The following is a 19862-nucleotide window of genomic DNA, read 5'->3' as shown; positions in this document are numbered from 1 at the left end:
TGCCATGGCACGGCGCACAAGGAGGCGCATGGGCGCAGGGAGGAGCGCCGGGTCGTCCGCGTGAAGCCAAACGTCGGTTTCACGCCAAAGTGGCTGGCACATGCCGGAGTTGATATGCCGGTCGCCGGATGCGTGGTCGAGCGGGCCCATATACGGGACATACGCCGCATAAAAACAACAGTCCGGGAGGCGTCCGCACGCCTCCCGGACCGGTCCGCCGCCCGCGGGGATTGTGGCGGCGGAGCCCCCTGGCCCGCCGTCTCTTGCCATTGCCGCTTGTCGAGGCCACGGGCCGACCCACCCGTCCATGGAAGCGCTCCTGATCAGGACGGCAAAGAGCGCACGGGCGGGCGCACAGCCACATATACCGGGAGCACGGGCACTTTTTGGGGGCTGCAATCTCGCCATCCGGGACAGGCCTCTTAACGGTCGGGATGCGGCGAACTACGCTGGGTGTACCCGAGTAGCGAACGCCCCGGCATCTCGGGGCCCGGTTTGTCCTCGACATTGGCCGAATCGGGCTCCACAGACATCACAGCCTCTACAAGGGGGCTGGGGCGGCCGTTCTTTGTGTCGAGGGGGTGGCAAGAGCGTGGTCCACGTGCGCGGCCCTCGTGTGTCCGGACGGACCGGCGCGTCCGGCATCCCCGGCGCGTCCGACACTCCCGGCCCGGCTGCTGTTCCCGGCCCCACCGGCACCCCCGGCCCGGCCGGCGTCCCCGGCCCCGCCGATACCCCCGGCTTACCCGATGCCTCAGGACCACCGGGCCCTTCCGGCTCGCCCGGCCCATCCGGCTCGCCCGGCCCACCCGGTGCACCTCGCCCACCCGGCTCATCGGGTGCACCTGGCATTTCCGGCTCATCCGATGCCCCAGGCTCATCCGGCCCGATCAGAGCGACCCGCCCGTCCGGCCCGACCGGCTCGCCGGGAACGGCCGTCGCGCCCGGTGCGCCCGGTACGGCCGGTGCGTCCGACGAGGAGTGGCCATGCTGTGCTCTCCCGGGAGGCAGCTTCCGCCGCCCCCCGTTCTCGCCCGAGTTCTCGCCCGCATCCCCCCTCGGTCCCCTATCTGGGTGCCGAACCGGGGACCGAAACGAGTACCCAACCGGGGACCGGACCGAGTACCGAACCCGGGACCGGACCGAGTACCGAACCGGGTTCTCACCCGGGCTCCCGTCTGCACCGACCCCCCGAGAGACAACCAGGCCGTCCGGCCTGCCCCCAGCGGCATCGCGAGGTGAACCGCAGTGAACAAGGAACATCGCGGGCCGAACGAAAAGCTCGGCACCCTTCTCGCCCTGGCCGCCATCAGTAACGCGGGCCTCGCCCGCCGGGTCAACGACCTGGGCGCGCAACGGGGCCTGACCCTCCGCTACGACAAGACCTCGGTGGCCCGCTGGGTCAGCAAGGGCATGGTGCCGCAGGGCGCCGCACCGCACCTCATCGCCGCGGCCATAGGCAGCAAGCTCGGCCGTCCTGTCCCGCTGCACGAGATCGGGCTCGCGGACGCCGATCCGGCGCCCGAGGTCGGGCTCGCCTTCCCGCGCGACGTCGGCGAGGCGGTGAAGTCCGCCACCGACCTGTGGCGGCTCGACCTGGCCGGCCGCCGCGGCCCCGGCGGCGCCGGCATCTGGCAGAGCCTGGCGGGCTCCTTCGCGGTCAGCGCGTACGTGACCCCCGCCTCGCGCTGGCTGATCACCCCCGCCGACGCCCTGGTGGCGCGCGACGCCCCCGCACCCGGCACCGCCCACGTCGGGCACTCGGACGTGGCGAAGCTGCGCGAGGCCGCGGACGACGCCCGCCGCTGGGACTCGAAGTACGGCGGCGGCGACTGGCGCTCCGGCATGGTCCCCGAATGCCTGCGGGTCGAGGCGGCACCGCTGCTGCTCGGCTCGTACAGCGACGAGGTCGGCCGCTCGCTCTTCGGCGCCACCGCGGAACTCACCCGGCTCGCCGGCTGGATGGCCTTCGACACCGGCCAGCAGGAGGCCGCGCAGCGCTACTACATCCAGGCCCTGCGGCTGGCCCGCGCGGCGGCCGACGTCCCCCTGGGCGGCTACGTCCTGGCGTCGATGTCCCTGCAGGCCACGTACCGGAACTTCGCCGACGAGGGCGTCGACCTCGCGCAGGCCGCCCTGGAACGCAACCGCGGTCTGGCCACCGCCCGCACGATGAGCTTCTTCCAGCTCGTCGAGGCCCGCGCCCACGCCAAGGCCGGCGAAGCCGCCGCGTGCGCCACGTCCCTCGCGGCGGCCGAGTCCTGGCTGGAGCGCTCCCGGGACGGCGACGCCGATCCCGCCTGGCTCGGCTTCTACTCCTACGACCGGCTCGCCGCCGACGCCGCCGAGTGCTACCGCGACCTGCGGGTACCCCGCCAGGTGCAGCGGTTCACCGAACAGGCGCTGGCCCGGCCCACGGAGGAGTACGTCCGCTCGCACGGACTGCGCCTCGTCGTGTCCGCCGTCGCCGAACTCGAGTCGGGGAACCTGGACGCCGCCTGCGCCGCGGGGACCAAGGCGGTCGAGGTCGCCGGCCGCATCTCGTCCGCGCGCACCACGGAGTACGTCCGCGATCTGCTGCACCGGCTGGAGCCGTACGGCAACGAACCGCGGGTCGTCGAGCTGCGGGAACGGGCCAGGCCGCTGCTGGCGGCGCCGGCGTGATGCCGCCCTAGGCACAACCGAAGCCGTAACCGATGTTGTCGCCCTGGTCGTAGCTGTAGTCGTAGCTGTAGCAGTAGCTGTAGACGTCGTGAGTTCGGGAACTCACGAACCCGTGAGCCGCCCGTGGACCGCCTGTGCGGTCCACGGACTGCGTCCACGGGTCGCACACCTTGCCCCGCAAGGGTTTGCGACGATTGTCAGTGGGCCAGTTCATGATGGGGATGTCTTCAGGTCGAGGACTTCATGGCGTCATCGCGGGGGCTTCATGAAGGGGACTCATGATGGGGGCCCATGATGGGGGCGACTGGCCGACCGGTCAGAAGCGCGGAGCCGGGGAGGTGGCATGGGACCGTACGCCGATGATGTGAACGATGTCGTCGTCATCGGGGCGGGCATCGTCGGCCTGTCCACGGCCTACGCGCTGACCCGTGCGGCACCGGGCACGCGGGTGACGGTCCTGGAGAAGGAGCCCGGCCCGGCCCGGCACCAGACCGGCCGCAACAGCGGAGTGATCCACAGCGGGATCTACTACCCCCCGGGGTCGCTCAAGGCGCGCTACGCCCTCCAGGGCTCCGCCGAGATGGCGAAGTTCTGCGCGGAGCACGACATCGCGCACGAGATCACCGGCAAGCTCATCGTCGCGACGGAGCGGGACGAACTGCCCCGGCTGCATGCTCTGGTCCAGCGCGGCCGGGAGCACGGCATCTCGGTGCGCGAGCTGGGCCCCGCCCAGATCCAGGAGTACGAACCGCAGGCGGCCGGCCTGGCCGCCATCCACGTCGGCTCCACCGGCATCTGCGACTACGGCGCGGTGGCCGCGACCATGGCCCGGCTCGCCACCGACGCGGGCGCCAGGATCCAGTACGGCGCCGAGGTCCGCTCGATCACCCGCACCCGCGGCTCCGGGGCGCACGGCGCCGGGATCGTCGTCGAGTCCACCACCGGTGAGATCCGTACGAAGACCCTCGTGAACTGCGCGGGCCTGCACTGCGACCGCGTGGCCCGCCTCGCGGGCGACGAGCCCGGGATGCGCATCGTCCCCTTCCGCGGCGAGTACTACGAGCTGAAGCCGTCCCGTACCGGCCTGGTCCGCGGCCTGGTCTACCCGGTCCCCGACCCGGCCTTCCCCTTCCTCGGCGTCCACCTCACCCGGGACGTGCACGGCGGGGTGCACCTCGGCCCCAACGCGGTCCCGGCGATGGCCCGCGAGGGCTACCACCGCCGCACGTTCCGCGCCCGGGACATGGCGGAGGTCGCCGGCTACCCCGGCACGTGGCGGATCGCCCGCCGCCACTGGCGGTACGAGATCGGCGAGATCCACCGCTCGCTGTCCAAACGCGCCTTCACCGCCGCCGCGCAGCGCCTGCTGCCCGCGCTCCGCCCGTCCGACCTGATACCGGCGCCCGCCGGCGTCCGCGCCCAGGCGGTGCTCCGTGACGGCACCCTCGTCGACGACTTCCTGTTCGGCGGCTCCGGCCCCTTCGTCCACGTCCTCAACGCGCCCTCGCCGGCCGCGACGGCGTCCCTCCCGATCGGGCGCGAAGTGGCCCGCCGGGCCCTGTCGGCACTGGCCACCCTGCAGGCGGCGTAGCCGGGTCCGGGCTCGCGGGCGGACGAGCCGGGCCGGGGGCTGACGACCGGCCCCGCCGCCGGCCGGGCGGGGGTGCTTCCACCCGCCCGTAGAATTGGGCCCATCGTGTCTAGTTCACCCACGCCCCCCAGCACCCCCGCGGCCGAGTCCCTGGTTCCTGCCGCGCACGCCGAGCCCGTCGTCGTGGCCATACCGGCAACGGCCGCCGAGCCCACGGCCCCGGCCCCGGCCGCAGCACCGGCCTCCGAGCGTTCCGCCGGCCGCCCCGCCGCCCGGCCCGCGAAGTTCCCCGACGGTCCGGCTCCGGACCCGGCGGGCTCGCGTGAGGAGCACCGCATCCGGACGTTCCACGCCCGCCGCGGCCGGGTGACCGACGCGCAGGCCGGCGCGCTGGAGCGGCACTGGGCGGAGTGGGGCGTGGAGCTCGACGGCTCCCCCCTCGACCTGGCCAAGCTCTTCGGGGACCCGGGCCTGCCCATCGTCCTGGAGATCGGTTTCGGGATGGGCGACGCCACCGCGCGGATGGCCGCCGACGACCCGGCCACCGGCATTCTGGCCGTCGACGTGCACACCCCCGGCCAGGGCAATCTGCTCAATCTGGCCGACCAGTACGGCCTGACGAACGTCCGGGTCGCCAACGGCGACGCGATCGTGCTGCTCCGCGACATGCTCCCGCCCGAGTCCCTCTCGGGTCTGCGGATCTACTTCCCGGACCCGTGGCCCAAGGCCAAGCACCACAAGCGCCGGATGATCCAGCCCGAGTTCCTGGCCCTGGTGGCGCCGCTCCTCCGCCCCGGCGCGACGCTGCACTGCGCGACCGACTGGGAGCCGTATGCGGAACAGATGCTGGAGGTGCTTTCCGGCAGCCCGGACTTCACCAACCAGTACGGCGACGGCTACGCCCCGCGCCCCGATTTCCGTCCCATGACCAAGTTCGAGCGCCAGGGACTGGCCAAGGACCACATCGTCCACGACCTGCTGTTCACTCGCCGCTAAGCCTTGCCCCCTGCTGCCGCTGGGAGGCGCCCCCGGCCTAAGCGGAATCCGGAACGGTCGATTCCGGCCGCAGCCGAAGACGTATGGGGAAGGGCATCGCGCACACCCTCCATCCCCCCGTACTGTCGACTGGTGTCCTCGTACTCGCATTCGCCCGACTCCTCGAACCACCCGGTCCCCGAGTACCCAGAGCACGCTCAGAAGGCGCCCGAGTTCACCACCGTCCCGACCGCTCCGGAACAGTGGCACTACAAGCCGCGCCGCGCCTTCTGGGAGAGCAAGGCGGTACGCGCCGGAGCCCTCTTCACCCTGCTCGCACTGTGCGGCGTGATCATCCTCGCGCTGGTGCGGCAGCAGATAGGGACGGAGGGGTTCTTCGTCGGCCTCGCCCTGTCGATCCTGCCGGTGCCGGTGCTGATCTGGGCGTTCATCTGGCTCGACCGGGTCGAGCCGAGTCCGTGGAAGAACCTGGTCTTCGCCTTCGCCTGGGGCGCGTGCGCCGCGACCCTGGTGGCGATACTGGCGAACGAGTACGCCACCGAGCTCCTCGCGACGACCTTCACCGCGAGCCCGTCCCAGACCGACACCTGGGGCGCGACCTTCGTCGCCCCGCTCGTCGAGGAGACGGCCAAGGGCGCCGCGATCCTGCTGCTGTTCCTCTTCCGGCGCCGGCATTTCGAGAGCATCGTCGACGGCATCGTGGTGGCCGGCCTCACCGCGACCGGCTTCGCCTTCACCGAGAACATCCTGTACCTGGGCTCGGCCTTCGGTGAGGACCAGGCCTACGGCTCCTCCGGCCTGCAGTCCTCCACCGCGGCGACCTTCTTCGTCCGGGTCGTGATGACGCCGTTCGCGCATCCGCTCTTCACCGCGATGACCGGCACCGGCTTCGCCATCGCCGCCATGACCCGGCCCGGCCGCCCCTGGCGCTGGCTCGCCCCGATCGGCGGCTGGCTGCTCGCGATGCTCCTGCACGGCGTCTGGAACAGCTCGGCGTCACTCGCCCCGCTCGGCTTCCTGGCGATGTACGGCGCGATCATGATCCCGGTGTTCGCGCTCGTGGTGTGGCTCGCCATCTGGTCGAGGTCGAAGGAGCTGGGGCTGATCCGCGCCCAGCTGCCGGTCTACGCGATGGCCGGCTGGCTGACCCCGCCGGAACCCGTCGCGCTCGCCTCGATGAAGGCCCGCAGCGTGGCCCGTGCCGCCGCCCGCCGCGCGCACGGCGACGCGGCGGCCCGCACCGTCCGCGAGTACATCGCCTTCGCGACCCATCTCGCCTTCCTCCGCGCCGCCGCCGCCCGCGGCACCGCCGGGCCGCACTTCGTGGCCCGCGAGCAGGAGCTCCTCCACCACCTCTGGCAGCGCAAGGACGTCGCCCAGCCCGCCCTCACCCACGCCGCCTGGGCGACCCGCCCGGCGGTGCCGCCGGCGTGGGGCCAGTGGCAGCAACCGCCGTACGGGCCGTATCCGCAACGCCAGTACGGCCAGCACTACGGACAGCAGCCCTACGGCCCGCAGCAACCCGGGCCCCAGCCCTTCGGACCCTCGTCCCCCGGGCCGCAGCCCCTCCACCCCCAGCCCTACGGCCAGCAACCGCCCCCGTACGGCGGTCAGAACATCTGACCCACCCGACGCTTCCCTGCGCCCGGCCCGCGCCCCACCCGCACCCTGGCCTGCGACGGCACATCGCAGTAGCGTCCAACCATGTCCGAGCAGCGCGAATATGCCGCCGAAGCCGAGCGGCTCCTGCGGAAAGTCCCCGAGCAACCCGACGACCGCGAGGAGCTGCTTCTCGCCGCCGCCGCGCAGTGGATCCTCGCCGAGCGCCCGGCCGAGGCCCTGCCCCTCTACGACGCACTTCTCGACCCCGCCTCGGACCCCGTCTCGGACCCCGCGCTCGTCCAGGCGCTCAAGGCCGCCGCCCTGTGGGACACCGGCGCCGAGCAGCAGGCCCGCGAGCTCGCCGTCACCGTCCGCGCGCAGGCCCCGGCGAGCCTGCCGCCGTGGCAGATCATCGGCGAGACCTTCGAGGTCCACGACGACCTGCCGGCCGCCGCCGCCTGGTTCGAGGACGCCACCGACCACTTCCTCACCCCCGACGAGGTCACCTACGAGGCCCGCAGGATCCTCATCACCCGGCACCGCGTCCGCCGGCTCCTCGGTGAGTCCCACGACGACCGCGACCACCTCGCCGACTACGTCCACAGCGCCCCGGTCCCCCTCGACGAGCTGCACGACCCCAAACGCCTCTGGTCCCTGGGCTCCGACGACCCCGCCGAGGTCCGCCGCGAGATCGAACGCCTCCGCACCGAACTCGCCGACCACCGGGCCGCCCTGTCCCGCCCCTACCCGCTGGCGGTCCTGTACTGGCCCGAGGCCGAACTCATCGCGCTGCTCACCCGGTACCCCGTCTTCGCCGCCGACTACGGCAGCTACCCCGAGCATCTGCGCAGCGTCGAACAGGCCCTCCACGCGCTCTCGGCGACGGGCGCCCCGTTCCTCGGCGTCGTCACCGCCACCCTCCCCACGTACGAGGCCTACGCCCGCACCCAGACCCTCCCGCCGGCCACCCCGTCCCTCCCCGCGGCCTACGCCACCTCCCTGGCCGCCCGCGGCCACGCCACCCCCTGGCCCCCACCCCACGCAAGCCCGTGCTGGTGCGGCGCCCAGATCCCGTACGCAGAACACTGCGGGCGACCAGGCACCGCCTAGCCGCCAGGTCGCCGACCCTCTCGCATCCGAATCCTGCCGGCACAATGCTCCGCGTGCCCGCAATCCCCTCGTCCCCCGGCGTCTCCGCCCGCATGAGCCGCCAAGGCCGCCGCGACACCGCCCCCGAACTGGCCGTACGCCGCCTCCTGCACGCCGCCGGGCACCGGTACCGCGTGAACGCTCCGGTGCCCGGCATTCCTCGCCGCACCATCGACATCGTCTTCGGCAAGGCCAAGGTCGCTGTCTTCCTCGACGGCTGCTTCTGGCACGGCTGCCCGGAACACGCCACCCGGCCCAAGTCCAACGCCGAATGGTGGCGACAGAAGCTCGATCGCAACATGGCCCGCGACCGCGATACCACCACGCACCTGACCGACGCGGGGTGGACCGTCCTGCGCTTCTGGGAGCACGAGGATCCGGCCGTCGTAGCGGGCCGCGTGGCTGCGACCGTGGCCGCCAACCGTGACCGGCGATAGGCACGGCTACAACTTCTCGCGATGTACGTCCCGTTGTCGGGCCTGTCCGTTGTGGTCACCAAAGGTCCGGGCGTGGACATCGTGAACCATCCTTCGAGGCTCGTGAAACCCAGGATGAAACCTTCATGCGTGTCGGCCGTCGGGGACCGGGCGGGAGGTGGGAACCCCCGTTCGTTGGTCAGCCCGACGGTGTGTACGGAGGAAGAGCGGGGGGCGCGGTGGTGGCGGAGACGGGTGCTGTCGGGGGCGCGACAGGCATAAGGGCTCGGCGGGTGAAGCGGAGGCGGCCCGCCTGGGTGGAGTGGCCGTTGTTGGTCGGGGTGGCGTTGGTGTTGGCGCTGGGGATCAAGACGTTTTTCGTGCAGGCGTTCTTGATTCCCTCGGGGTCGATGCAGAACACGCTGCAGGAGGGCGACCGGGTGTTGGTGGACAAGCTGACGCCGTGGTTCGGGGCTGAGCCCGAGCGGGGGGAGGTCGTGGTGTTCCACGACCCGGGTGACTGGCTCAAGGACCAGCCGGTGAAGCATCAGAATGCCGTGGAGCGGCAGACGCAGCGGGTGTTGAGCTTCATCGGGCTGATGCCGTCGGCCGACGAGAAGGATCTGATCAAGCGGGTGATCGCGGTGGGTGGCGACACCGTGGAGTGCGCCGCCGGCGGGCCGGTGAAGGTGAACGGGGTGGCGTTGGACGAGCCGTACATCTTCCCCGGGGCGACGCCGTGCGGGGACGATCCCGTGGGAACGGTGAAGGTTCCGCAGGGGATGTTGTGGGTCATGGGGGACCATCGCAACGGCTCGCAGGACTCGCGGTACCACCAGCGGCAGCGCGCCGGGGACGGTTTTGTTCCGGTCAAGAACGTGGTGGGGCGGGCGTTCGTGGTCGCCTGGCCGATGAACCGTTGGGCGACACTGCCGGTGCCGGACACGTTCAAGGGGCCGGGAGCTCTCGCGGCCGTCGCTACCGCGCCGCTGGCGTTCTGGGTGCGGCGGCGGCGCTCGGCCGAGGCGCGCGGCCGTACGGACTCCGCCGCGTAGTCGGTCGTGCAGTCGGTCGTGCAGTCGGCCGTGCGGTCGGCCGTGCGGTCGGACGGGTAGATCGCCAGTAGGGGTATACGGCCCCAGTGATTGCGGCAGCTGCGGCTACTACGATGCAACTTCACGCCACACGAGGTGCGAGCGTGCAAGCGGAGGATGGGGGCGGTCGGTCGTGGGCTGGTACGTGTGGGCCATTGCGTGGGTCGTCCTGTCGGGCGGTGGCTGGTGGGGCAATCGGTTCCGGCACGCCATGCGCACCCGGCATGAGCGGAAGGTCGAGCTGATCTCCGCGGAGGGCGAGAAGCAGCGCGCGCTGCAGGCGGCGAACCGGCCGCCGGAGGCGATCTGCGGCTGCACGCACCATCTGGCCAAGCACGACAAGCAGGGCAAGTGCCACGAAGTGGTGCAGACGCCGACCGCGTGGGATGCCGAGAAGAAGCCCGTCTCGTACGAGGCCCGGCCGTGCAACTGCCAGCAGTACATCGGTCCGCGGCCCCTGGAGACGCTCTACGCGGAGGACATCGTCGACCTGTCATAGGCCCGAGAGTTCGTCGGACGGTCGGACGGTCGGACATGCCGACGGCCCTGGAGCGGGGGGTCACCAGGGCCGTCAGGGTTTGCGGTTGGACTGTTGGGCGGCTGGACCGTTGGGCGGTTGGGCCAGTCCGCGCTGCCGGCGCCTTCGGTCAGACGTCGATGCCGCGGGCGCGCAGCCACGGCATCGGGTCGATCGGGTCGCCCGCTCCCGGGCGGACCTCGATGTGGAGGTGCGGCCCGGTGACGTTGCCGGTGGCGCCGACCCGGCCGATGGTCTCGCCCGTGGTGACCTTGCCCGAGGTCTGCACCATGGAGGAGAGGTGGCAGTACCAGATCTCGGTGCCGTCATCGAGGGTCAGGATGATGCGGTAGCCGTACGAGCCCGCCCAGGCGGCCGAGGTGATGGTGCCGCTGTGGATCGCGGACACCGGCGTTCCGGTGGGGGCCGCGAAGTCCTGGCCGGTGTGGGTGTTGGCCCACAGGGAGCTGGACTCCCCGAAGCTCGCGGTGAGCGAGTACGAGGCGACCGGCTTGGTGTACGAGGCCGCGAGTGCGGCGAGGCGGGCAGCCTCGGCCTTCGCGGCGGCGACCTCCGCGGCCTTCTTCTTGGCGGCGACCTCCGCCTTCGCCGCGGCGGCCGTGTCCCGCACCTTCTGCGCGGCGGCCTCCTTGGCGGCCGTTGCCGCCGCCTGTCCGGCGGCCGCGTCGCGCACCGCCTGGTCCGCCGCGTCGCGCTGCTGGGCGACGTGTTCGAGGATGCGGGTGCGGAGCGCCTCGCCGGCGTCCGTCGCCCATGAGGTCGTGGCCGCTCCGGGCGCGGCGGTGGATGCCGTGGTCACCGGGGCGTCGTCCGCGCCCACGAGGGTGCTGATCCCCGGCATCTCGGAGAGCTTCGGAAGGTCCGGCGCGTCCGGCAGCTCGGAGAGGTCCGGGAGCGAGATCGGCACCGGCGACTTGTCGGCGGCCGCCGCCATTCCGCCCGCGCCCATCGCGGCCACGGCCGCGACGCTCAATACGGTCGAACCACGGGCTATGGAACGCGGCTTGGGGAGCCGGTGCTTGTTGCCCCTATCCGGGGCGACGGACTCCGCGGTGGGGTTCCATTCGTCCCATTCCCCGGCTTCCGGAGCCTCGGGTGATGGGGCGTAGGCAGACTGGTTCGACGCCACGGGTGGCGCTCTCCTTTCCTTCCTTCTCGCCTACCGGGTTAGCTGACGGGTTCGGAGCAGGAAGGTCTCCTACGGGCCAAAGTGCAGCCCGATTCACCCCAATGAGTGGGTCCCCGGTTCCCGCGGACGGGATTCGGCAAGCGCACGGTGCCGCCTCTACGGCGGCAGTGACGACCGCGCTGCGTTATCGAACGGTAATTGAGCCGGGGGTCTTTTCCAAGCCGAAAGGAGGAGTTGGCAGTGGCGACTAATCGGGCGGACGGGATGCTACCGGGCGAAGAGGGGTGATCGGAGTGATACGACGGTGATGTGAGTGTGTGTCAGTTGTTATGCGGAGTGGGGTGGACCCACTACGGAACGTGATGAACGACGGGACCCCGGCCGGAGGATTCCGGCCGGGGTCCCGTCATACGGGGGCGTCACACCGGAGCGTCAGCCCTGCTGGCGCCGACGGCGGAGGCCGATGAAGGCCATGGCCGCGCCGAGGGCGACCAGGGCGCCCGCGCCGGCGACGAGGGTGCCGTTGCTGCCGTTGGCACCGGTGTGCGCGAGGGAGGCCTTGGTGTTGACGACGGGCGCGTCCGTGGCGGCCGGGGCCGACGGGGCGGGGCTGTTCGTGGTCGAGGACGGCGACGGGGTCGGGGTGGCCGACGGGGTGCCGGTCGGAGTGGTGACCGGGGGCGTGGGGAGAACGGTGATCTTCTCGTCGGTCTCGGCGATGATGCTGGTGTTACCGCTGCTCAGCCCGGTCTGGGCGTTCAGCTCGAGGACCTTGGCCGTCTTGGGGGCTTTGCCCGCGGGCAGCGTGAACATGAGCTTGTAGTGGTACGTCCCCTCGGCGAAGCCGGTGGGGATGTCGGGCAGCAGCCACGTGTTGACGTGGTCCGGAGCCGCGACCTCGACCCAGCGGCCTTCGAGCCACACGAACAGGTCCAGCGCCGGGTCGCCGCCGGCGCCGAACGCGGTGAGCTGGGTGCGCAGAGGCTTGCTGAAGTGACCGCCCGCCTCGTTGACGACATCGAGCGAGAACACCGCCGACTTCGCGGCCGACACCTTGGTGGCTCCGCCGAAGTGATCCTTGATCGTGCCGATCCTGATCGAGGGGCTGGCCTGGAAGGAGATCGACGGGATCGAGTGCGAGGGATTGTCCTCGTAGTTGCCGGTGTCGAAGGTCAGGGTGAGATTTCCGTCGTTGGCGGGGAAGTCGGCGTTGAGCCCGACAGTGATCTTCCAGGTGTAGGTGGTGTTGGCCGGGATCGAGAAGGGGGCGGACTTCGTGCCGTGCGGGTGGAGGTGCACCACCATCGCCATGTCCTGGCGCCCCACCTCGATGTCCGTGGCCGGCGCCGAGACCGGCACGACCGCGAGCTTCACCTCGGAGCCGTCGAGCGGGCTCGCGCCGCTGGGGATGCCGAAGACGTTCGCGTTGAACTCGACAGCCTTGTCGTTGTTGTTCGTCGCACTGACCGTGTAGGACTCGGTCGCCCCTCCCCGGGCGAGCGGGCCGGCCGGCGAAGGGGTGCCGAACTCGATGTGCAGCGGCTTGGTGGCCGGGGCGTCGGCGTACGCGGCGGCCGGCATGAGCGCGGTACCGCAGACGGCGGCCACGGCGACAGCAGCGGCGGCGGCGAGGCGTGGACGGCGCGACAAGGTGCGAGCAGACATGGTGATCCCCCCAGGGAACGTGAACGTGGATGGTGGAGCTGGATTCTGCGCCCCGCGCGGCGTTCCGTTCAGCGTTCCTGCTCGGTCCCTGCGGCTTGCGGTAGGGAGATCGTCACACGCGACCGATCCCTGGATCATGCGGGAAGCGTCACCTCCGTGTAACAGCGGAAAGCAGTGGTCCAGGACGTGCCGGGAACGATGGCGGAACGGCCTCGGAAGGGCACGTCGGCGTACTCTTCACCGGTCTGGACCACTGCCAATTCCCCTGCCCCTTGGCAGCGTTCGCGCGCGGGGCCCACGATGGTCACGCCCCACCCGATGGTCACGCCCCACCCGATGGTCATGCACCCGACCTCACCATGACGTCCCAGGGAGCCTCCATGGACCGCAGGCCCGGCACCTCCAGCACGCCCGGCAGCGCCGGCACGCCCGGCAGCGCCGCGACCTCCCGGCGCGCCCTGCTGCGCGGCGGCCTCGCCCTCGGCGCCGTGGCGGCAGCAGGCCTCGTCGGCTCGAAGCATGCCGACGCCGCGACCGTCGATTACCCGTCGGCCGTCTGGTCCCCCGCGAGCACGAGCAACTACACGGCGTCGAACCGGATCACGAGCTACCCGGTCAACCTGGTGGTCATCCACGTCACGCAGGAGACCTACGCCGACACCATCCGGGTCTTCCAGGACCCGGCGCACGCGGCGAGCGCGCATTACGTCGTCAAGTCGTCGGACGGATCGATCGGGCAGTGCGTGCGCGAGCACGACATCGCCTGGCACGCGGGCAACTGGGACTACAACACGCGCAGCATCGGCATCGAGCACGAGGGGTGGGTGGACCAGCCGGCGTACTTCACGGCCGCGATGTACCACTCCTCCGCCGCGCTCACCGCCGCGATCTGCGACAAGTACGGCATCCCCAAGGACCGCAACCACATCATCGGCCACGTCCAGGTCCCGGGCACCGACCACACCGACCCCGGGCCCAACTGGGACTGGGTGCGGTACATCCGGCTCGTCAACGGAGTCTGACGCCCCGAAGGACAGCGCAGCGCACCCGCACCCGCACCCGCACCCGCACCCGCACCCGCAATCGCAATCGCACCCGCAATCGCGATTCGGCGCCGCGCCCTAAACTCCGTCCAGAACTCCGCCGCCCCCCGCTGTTACGAAATCAGAACACAGCGGAGACAAATCCTGGACAGTAACTTATCCCTGAATTCCCGCCGCCTCCCGGCGCGCGCATTTATGCATCCCGATACCCCCGACCTCGGGATATTGCTTTAACGTTTCCGCTGATTACTATTCGCTCACACGTACGTCAACCAGCGGAAACCCATCCCCCACCCGGTTCGCTTCCGCACCACCAGCTGCCCCGAGAGCCAAGAACCCGCTTTCGGAAATGAACAATGCTGTGCCTTTTTCACCGCCTTCACGATTCCCCTCCACAAACCCTGCCCTTTGCTCCACGATGTGACACGGGCGACCTCAAGACGGGGAGATCTGACGGTCGCACCTATCCCACTGCAACCCAGTTCATTGGAATAGGGAGGGCCGGGGGCGCCTGAGAGGGCTGCCTTGGCGTGCCTTCCCGGGGGAGGAATCCATGGGTCGAACGACCCGCCTTGCCACCGCGTGTACTGCCGCGGCGATGCTCACCCTCACTTGGCCCGCAGCCGGCCCGAGTTCCGCGGATGCGACCGCCGCGGCCGTCACACCCAGGATCGATCTGCGGGTGCTCGTCGTCGACGACGGCGGGCCGGCCACCCAGGCCATCACCGCCGAACTCGACAGCGCGGGCACGCCGTACACCACGCTCGACCTGAACAGCGCCGCACGGCCGCAGATCACCGCGGCCTATCTGAGCGACACGGTCAGCGGACGGCCGCGCGCCAAGTTCCAGGCCGTCGTCCTGCCGAACGACAACCCGTTCGGCGCCGGATCCGCCGAGATGGCGGCACTGGCCGCGTACGAGACGGCCTTCGGCATCCCGCAGGTCGACGCGTACACCTACGCCCGGCCCGAGGTCGGGCTGAACTACGCGCAGGACCCCGGCTACATCGGCTCGCTGGACGGCGTCACCGCCGCGGTGACCGCCACCGCCGGACCCTTCGGCTACCTCAAGGGGAACGTCCCCTTCGAGGACAACTCACCGACCGTCGGCGAGAGTTACGCCTTCCTCGCCACACCGCTCGCGACCCAGGCCGCCGGAGCCACGTTCACCAGTTACGTGGACGCGCCGATCCAGGGAAGCACCGCCCGCGGTTCGCTCGTCGGGGAGTACAGCCACGACGGCCGGCGCGAACTGGTCGTGACGTTCGTCTACAACCAGTACCAGCAGCAGTTCCGGCTGCTCGCCCGCGGCATGGTCGAGTGGATGACCCAGGGCATCCACCTCGGCGCCGACCGGAACTACTTCGCCCTGCACATGGACGACGTACTCCTCGGCGACGACCGCTGGAACCCCACGCTCAACTGCACCCCGGGCGACGTGGACTGCGCGGTCGGCACCGACCAGTCGGACCCGGACCCCATCCGGATGACGCCCGCGGACGCCACGTACCTCAAGCAGTGGTCGGTGGCGAACGGCTTCACGCCGGACCTGATGTACAACGGCGGCGGCAGCGAGGACTACAAGGCGGAGCACGGCGGGACGGACCCGCTCGCGACGCAGCTCATCGCCGACAAGAACGCCTACCGCTGGGTCAACCACACCTACACCCACCCGTACCTCGGCTGCGTCCAGGACGTCTCCGTGGTGCCGTGGAAGTGCTCGACGACCGCCACCGGCGCGGTGGTGTGGACCTCCAAGGCGGACATCACCGCGCAGATCAAGGACAACACGACCTGGGCCACGCAGCACGGCCTCACCGTCAACAAGCAGGAGCTGCTCACCGGTGAGCACTCCGGCCTGAAGATCCTGCCGCAGCAGCCGCTCGACAACCCGAACCTCGCCACGTCGCTGAGCGCGACCGGGGTGACGGTGCTGGGCAGCGACAACTCGCGCGACCCGCAGCAGCGCGAGGTCGGACCGGCACTGACGGTGCCGCGCTTCCCGATGAACGTCTTCTACAACGCGGGCAAGGCGAGCGAAGAGGTCGACGAGTACAACTGGATCTACACCAGGGCGGCCGACGGCGGCAGCGGCATCTGCGAGGGCTCCGCGACCTCCACCTGCCTGGACACGCCGATGGACACGGCGACGGGCTACGCCTCGTACATCGTGCCGCTGGAGGCGCGGACGGACCTCGGGCACGTGCTGTCCAACAACCCGCGGCCGCACTACGTGCACCAGTCGAACTTCGCCGAGGACCGGATCGCCTATCCGGTCATGGAGAAGATCCTCGGCGACTACAAGAACCTGTACGCCGCCAGCACGCCCATCGTGAACCTGCGGATGGCCGACATCTCCGCCGAGCTGGCCAGGCGTGCCGCCTGGGACACGGCCGTCAAGGCCAACAAGGTCACCGCCTACCGGATCGGTGACACCGTCACCGTCACCGCGCCGAGCGGCCTGCAGTCGACCGCGAGCATGCCTGTCGGCACCCGCCAGGCACAGCTCATCGGCACCACGGCCTTCGGTGGCGCCTACGCCGGACAGCTGTCCGGCTGGGTTGCACCTGGAGCGCTGCAGAGCTCGGTGACGCTCAAGCTCGCCACCGCCGCCACACCCGCCGTCGCCACCGCGACGCCGGCGAAGGCCGCGCAGAGCGCCCAGGTCGCCAAGGCGCAGGCCCCGGCACAGGCACTGCCCGTGCCGACGGGTGCGACCGACCCGGTTCCGTACGGCCCCGGTGACACCGGCAAGCAGAAGCAGCACCGCAAGAACACCAGGGCAGCACGGCGCTAGCGCCGGCTCGGCGACGGCTTCGCACCACAGCTGAGCAGCACGCGCACCGCAGCTGAGCAGCACAGGCACCACGCGCAGCACCACCGAGCAGGACCGAGCACGACCGAACGATCACGTGGAAAGGCGCTGGAGCCGCCGGCACACAGCCGGCGCTCCAGCGCCCTCCAGTGCCGCGAAGGACCGTACGCGGCGCATTCACCGACGGACCCGTGGGGGGACCGATTCGCCATGCAGACCCAGGTGACCTTGCTGACCGAGGGCACATATCCGCACAGCCACGGCGGCGTGAGCGTGTGGTGCGACCAACTCGTCCGGGGAATACCGGACTTCGACTTCCGTCTGATAGCCGTGACCGGCACGGGGCGGGAGTCCCTCGCCTGGGATCTTCCGGGCAACGTACGGGACTTCACCGAGATACCGCTGTGGGGCAAGCCGCCGACCGGCCGCGCACCCCGCGGCCGCCAGGCGCAGCTGTTCCGCGCCGGCTACGAACGCTTCCTGCTGGCCCTGCTCGACCCGGCGGCGGAAGCGGAGTTCGCTCCCCAGCTGTACGCGCTGGCGGCGCTGGCCCGCGCGGGATCGCTCTCCGCGGCGCTCCGCTCCGAGGACGCCCTGCGCGTCCTCACCGACGTCTGGAACCGGCCGCATGTCGCCGCCGCGGCGGCCCGGCCCACCCTGCACGACGCGCTCACCGCCACTGACCTGCTGGAACACGCGCTGCGTCCGCTCTCCGCCGAACCCGTGCCGGGAAGCATCACGCACGCCGTCAGCGGCGGCCTGGCGACCCTTCCCGGGCTGCTGGCGCACCACGAACACGGCACACCGTTCCTGCTCACCGAGCACGGCGTCTATCTGCGCGAGCGGTATCTCGGCTACCGGACCGGCCCGTACGGCTGGCCCGTCAAGGCCGTCATGCTCGGCTTCTACCGGCTGCTCGCCGAGGAGTCGTACCGCCGCGCCGCGCTCGTCACCCCCGGCAGCCGCTACAACCGGCGCTGGGAGGAACGCGGCGGGACCGCGCCCGACCGGATCCGCACCGTGTACAACGGCGTCGACCCCGGCGCCTTCCCGATGGCCGGGCCGGAACCCGCGGTGCCCACCCTCAGCTGGGCCGGGCGCGTCGACCCGATCAAGGACCTGGAGACCCTGATCCGCGCCTTCGCCCTCGTACGGGCCGAACTCCCGCAGGCGCTGCTCCGGCTCTTCGGCGGAACGCCGCGGGGCGGCGAAGGATACCGCGACCAATGCATCGCGCTGGCAGCCGAGTTGGGTGTCGGTGACGCGGTGACGTTCGAGGGGCGCGTCGAGGACATCCGCGACGCGTACGCGGCCGGGAACGTCGTGATGCTCTCCAGCATCAGCGAGGGCTTCCCGTTCACCCTCATCGAAGCCATGTCCTGCGCACGCGCCACCGTCTCCACGGATGTCGGGGGTGTGCGGGAGGCGGTCGGCGAAGCGGGTCTGGTGGTCCCGCCCCGCGATCCCGCCGCGATGGCGAAGGCCGCGCTCGCGCTGCTGCGCGACCCGGCGACCCGGGCGTCCATGGGATGGGACGCGCGGCTCCGGGTGATCGACCAGTTCACGCTGCGTCAGACGATCGAGACCTTCCGCGGCATCTACAGCGAACTGTCCGCCCGGAAGCCGTGGCTCGTCCTCACCCCCGTCGGGGTGGAGTGGCAGTCCCGCGACCAGTACGGCCACCACGGCCCGGCCGTCGTCGACGACACCACCGTCACGGAGGTCGCCCAGTGAGCGGCCCGCTGCGGCTCGTGCCGCACGACGGGGGTGCGCTGCCGACGGTGCCGCGGCAGCGGCAGCGCCGCCGGCCCTCCTGGGCCGAGGACCCGCTGGAGGAACTCGCCGAGCGCCTCGACGAGGTCTGCGCGGCCGCGGTGCACGCGGACGAGATCGCCGCCGTCCTGGAGTCCGACGGGCTGACGCACGAGCTCATCGTGCACCGGTACGGGCGGTCCGATCTCTTCGAGCTGGCCGAGGAGTTGCACGCCCGGGGCGCGGGCAAGCGCCGCTACCCGGCACCGGAGCCGGGCCCCGATCCCTGGGGGATCAACCCCTGGCGGTGTCTGCTGCGGGGCATCGTCTTCGGCCTGCCGGGGCTGGCGTACGTCCTGGGCGGGACGCTGCTCTCCGGTCCGCCGGACGCGTTCGGGCTGCCGGCCGGGACGGTGGCGCTGTCCGCCGCCGCGCTCGCCGGCTGGGCCTGGAACCAGGCCCTGGCGCACCGCGCCTATCTGCGGCTCGGCTCGGACGGGCGGCGGGCGACCGCCCGCTGTCTGCTGCGCGGCGCGCCGGCGGGGGCGCTGCTCGCGTCGGCGTTCGCGGTCGCGTTCGCGTCGCGGGGCAGTGAAGCCGCCTTCGCGGTGGGGCAGTCCAGCTACCTGGCGGCGGCGACGGCACTGCTGGTGCTGGGCCGGGAACGGGATCTGCTGCTCGCCCTCGCCCCGACGACGGTGGGTGCCGCGCTGCTCCTGGCGTGGGACCTGCCCCCCACGGTGCGGGCCTGTCTGGTCATCGCGACCCCCGTGGCGGCGCTGCTGGTCGCCGGCCGGCAGGTCGTACGCGGGCTGCGCACCCCGCCCGAGCTGGGCGCGCCCGCGCCCCCGCCGCTCGTCGCGTCCCTGCCGTACGGGCTGTACGGGCTGGCCAGCGCGGTGCTGGTCCTGGTGCTGGCCCTGGGCGCCGGTGTCTCGGCGGTCGCGCTGACGCTGAGCATGGGCGCGGCCGAATGGCTGCTGTACCGCTTCCGCGGCCGCGGGGTCGCCGCGCTGCGGCGCAGCGTCGACGCCGGAGGCTTCAGGACCCGGTCGGCCTCCGTCCTGCTGGGGTGCCTGGCGGGGTACCTGATCGTCCTCGCGGCGCTCGCGGCGGCCCTCACCGCCCTGTGGCCGGGGGCACCGGCACCCGGCGCGCTGAGGCTGTGCGCGCTGCTGACGCTCGGCGCGGTGCTGTGGCTCTCGCTGCTGCTCCAGGCGTTCGGCGCCGCGTGGCCGGCCGCGCTGGTCTGCATGGCGGCCGCCGTGATCGAAATCGCCTTCCTGTGCTGGGAGTTCGGTGACCATCCGGTCGTGCAGCTGGTCGCCTGCGCGAGCGCGGCGGCCGTACTGATCGCCGTCGCCTGCTCCCTGCTGGGCCGCGCCACATCGCACCGATGAGGTGCCCC

Annotated in this window: 14 protein-coding genes and 1 riboswitch; of the genes, 12 read left to right on the top strand and 2 right to left on the bottom strand. The window is 71.5% G+C overall.

Going from position 1 to position 19862, the window contains the following annotated elements; all coding sequences use genetic code 11:
* Positions 1-1248 precede the first annotated feature (1248 nt).
* From G3I60_RS16535 to G3I60_RS16500, 8 genes are all read left to right on the top strand, one after another.
* Positions 1249-2664: an MFS transporter gene (locus G3I60_RS16535; protein ID WP_164607366.1), complete on the top strand. Its 1416-nt coding sequence runs from the start codon at positions 1249-1251 to the stop codon at positions 2662-2664.
* A gap of 343 nt (positions 2665-3007) precedes the next feature.
* The gene (lhgO, locus tag G3I60_RS16530; RefSeq protein ID WP_164607364.1) at positions 3008-4255 is read left to right on the top strand and encodes an L-2-hydroxyglutarate oxidase; all 1248 of its coding nucleotides are present in this window, start codon (positions 3008-3010) and stop codon (positions 4253-4255) included.
* A gap of 105 nt (positions 4256-4360) precedes the next feature.
* Entirely contained in the window at positions 4361-5251 is an 891-nt protein-coding gene (gene trmB / locus G3I60_RS16525) for a tRNA (guanosine(46)-N7)-methyltransferase TrmB (RefSeq protein ID WP_343241951.1), read from the top strand.
* A 132-nt stretch (positions 5252-5383) separates the two neighbouring features.
* Positions 5384-6874, top strand: a complete 1491-nt coding sequence (locus G3I60_RS16520; protein WP_164607362.1) for a PrsW family glutamic-type intramembrane protease — start codon at positions 5384-5386, stop codon at positions 6872-6874.
* Positions 6875-6955: 81 nt separating this feature from the next.
* Positions 6956-7963, top strand: a complete 1008-nt coding sequence (locus tag G3I60_RS16515; RefSeq protein WP_164295133.1) for a lipopolysaccharide assembly protein LapB — start codon at positions 6956-6958, stop codon at positions 7961-7963.
* A 92-nt stretch (positions 7964-8055) separates the two neighbouring features.
* A complete protein-coding gene (locus G3I60_RS16510; RefSeq protein WP_164295182.1) occupies positions 8056-8439 on the top strand; it encodes a very short patch repair endonuclease in 384 nt (127 codons plus the stop codon).
* 125 nt (positions 8440-8564) lie between these two features.
* Complete coding sequence (lepB, locus tag G3I60_RS16505; protein WP_164607360.1) at positions 8565-9473, top strand: signal peptidase I; 909 nt, start codon at positions 8565-8567, stop codon at positions 9471-9473.
* A 172-nt stretch (positions 9474-9645) separates the two neighbouring features.
* Entirely contained in the window at positions 9646-10011 is a 366-nt protein-coding gene (locus G3I60_RS16500) for a hypothetical protein (protein WP_164295135.1), read from the top strand.
* A 148-nt stretch (positions 10012-10159) separates the two neighbouring features.
* Here the strand turns inward: G3I60_RS16500 and G3I60_RS16495 are convergent, their stop codons facing one another.
* Positions 10160-11179, bottom strand: a complete 1020-nt coding sequence (locus G3I60_RS16495) for a M23 family metallopeptidase (RefSeq protein WP_164295136.1) — start codon at positions 11177-11179, stop codon at positions 10160-10162.
* Between the two features lie 12 nt (positions 11180-11191).
* Positions 11192-11328, bottom strand: a riboswitch (cyclic di-AMP (ydaO/yuaA leader).
* A gap of 283 nt (positions 11329-11611) precedes the next feature.
* Positions 11612-12844: an LPXTG cell wall anchor domain-containing protein gene (locus tag G3I60_RS16490; protein ID WP_164295137.1), complete on the bottom strand. Its 1233-nt coding sequence runs from the start codon at positions 12842-12844 to the stop codon at positions 11612-11614.
* A gap of 380 nt (positions 12845-13224) precedes the next feature.
* Between G3I60_RS16490 and G3I60_RS16485 the strand changes: the two genes are divergently transcribed.
* The 4 genes from G3I60_RS16485 (at position 13225) to G3I60_RS16470 (ending at position 19854) form a co-directional block, all read left to right on the top strand.
* Complete coding sequence (locus tag G3I60_RS16485) at positions 13225-13866, top strand: N-acetylmuramoyl-L-alanine amidase (protein WP_164607358.1); 642 nt, start codon at positions 13225-13227, stop codon at positions 13864-13866.
* Positions 13867-14440: 574 nt separating this feature from the next.
* Positions 14441-16684: a hypothetical protein gene (locus G3I60_RS16480; RefSeq protein WP_164607356.1), complete on the top strand. Its 2244-nt coding sequence runs from the start codon at positions 14441-14443 to the stop codon at positions 16682-16684.
* 228 nt (positions 16685-16912) lie between these two features.
* Positions 16913-18436: a DUF3492 domain-containing protein gene (locus G3I60_RS16475; RefSeq protein ID WP_164607354.1), complete on the top strand. Its 1524-nt coding sequence runs from the start codon at positions 16913-16915 to the stop codon at positions 18434-18436.
* A complete protein-coding gene (locus G3I60_RS16470; protein WP_164295140.1) occupies positions 18433-19854 on the top strand; it encodes a hypothetical protein in 1422 nt (473 codons plus the stop codon). The genes G3I60_RS16475 and G3I60_RS16470 overlap by 4 nt, the downstream gene beginning before the upstream one ends.
* Positions 19855-19862: the final 8 nt, after the last annotated feature.

The sequence above is a fragment of the Streptomyces sp. SID13666 genome (assembly GCF_010548325.1).
Classification (GTDB): Bacteria; Actinomycetota; Actinomycetes; order Streptomycetales; family Streptomycetaceae; genus Actinacidiphila; species Actinacidiphila fildesensis.
The sequence above is the reverse complement of the archived record's forward strand: the minus strand, read 5'-3'. Positions and strand labels throughout refer to the sequence as shown.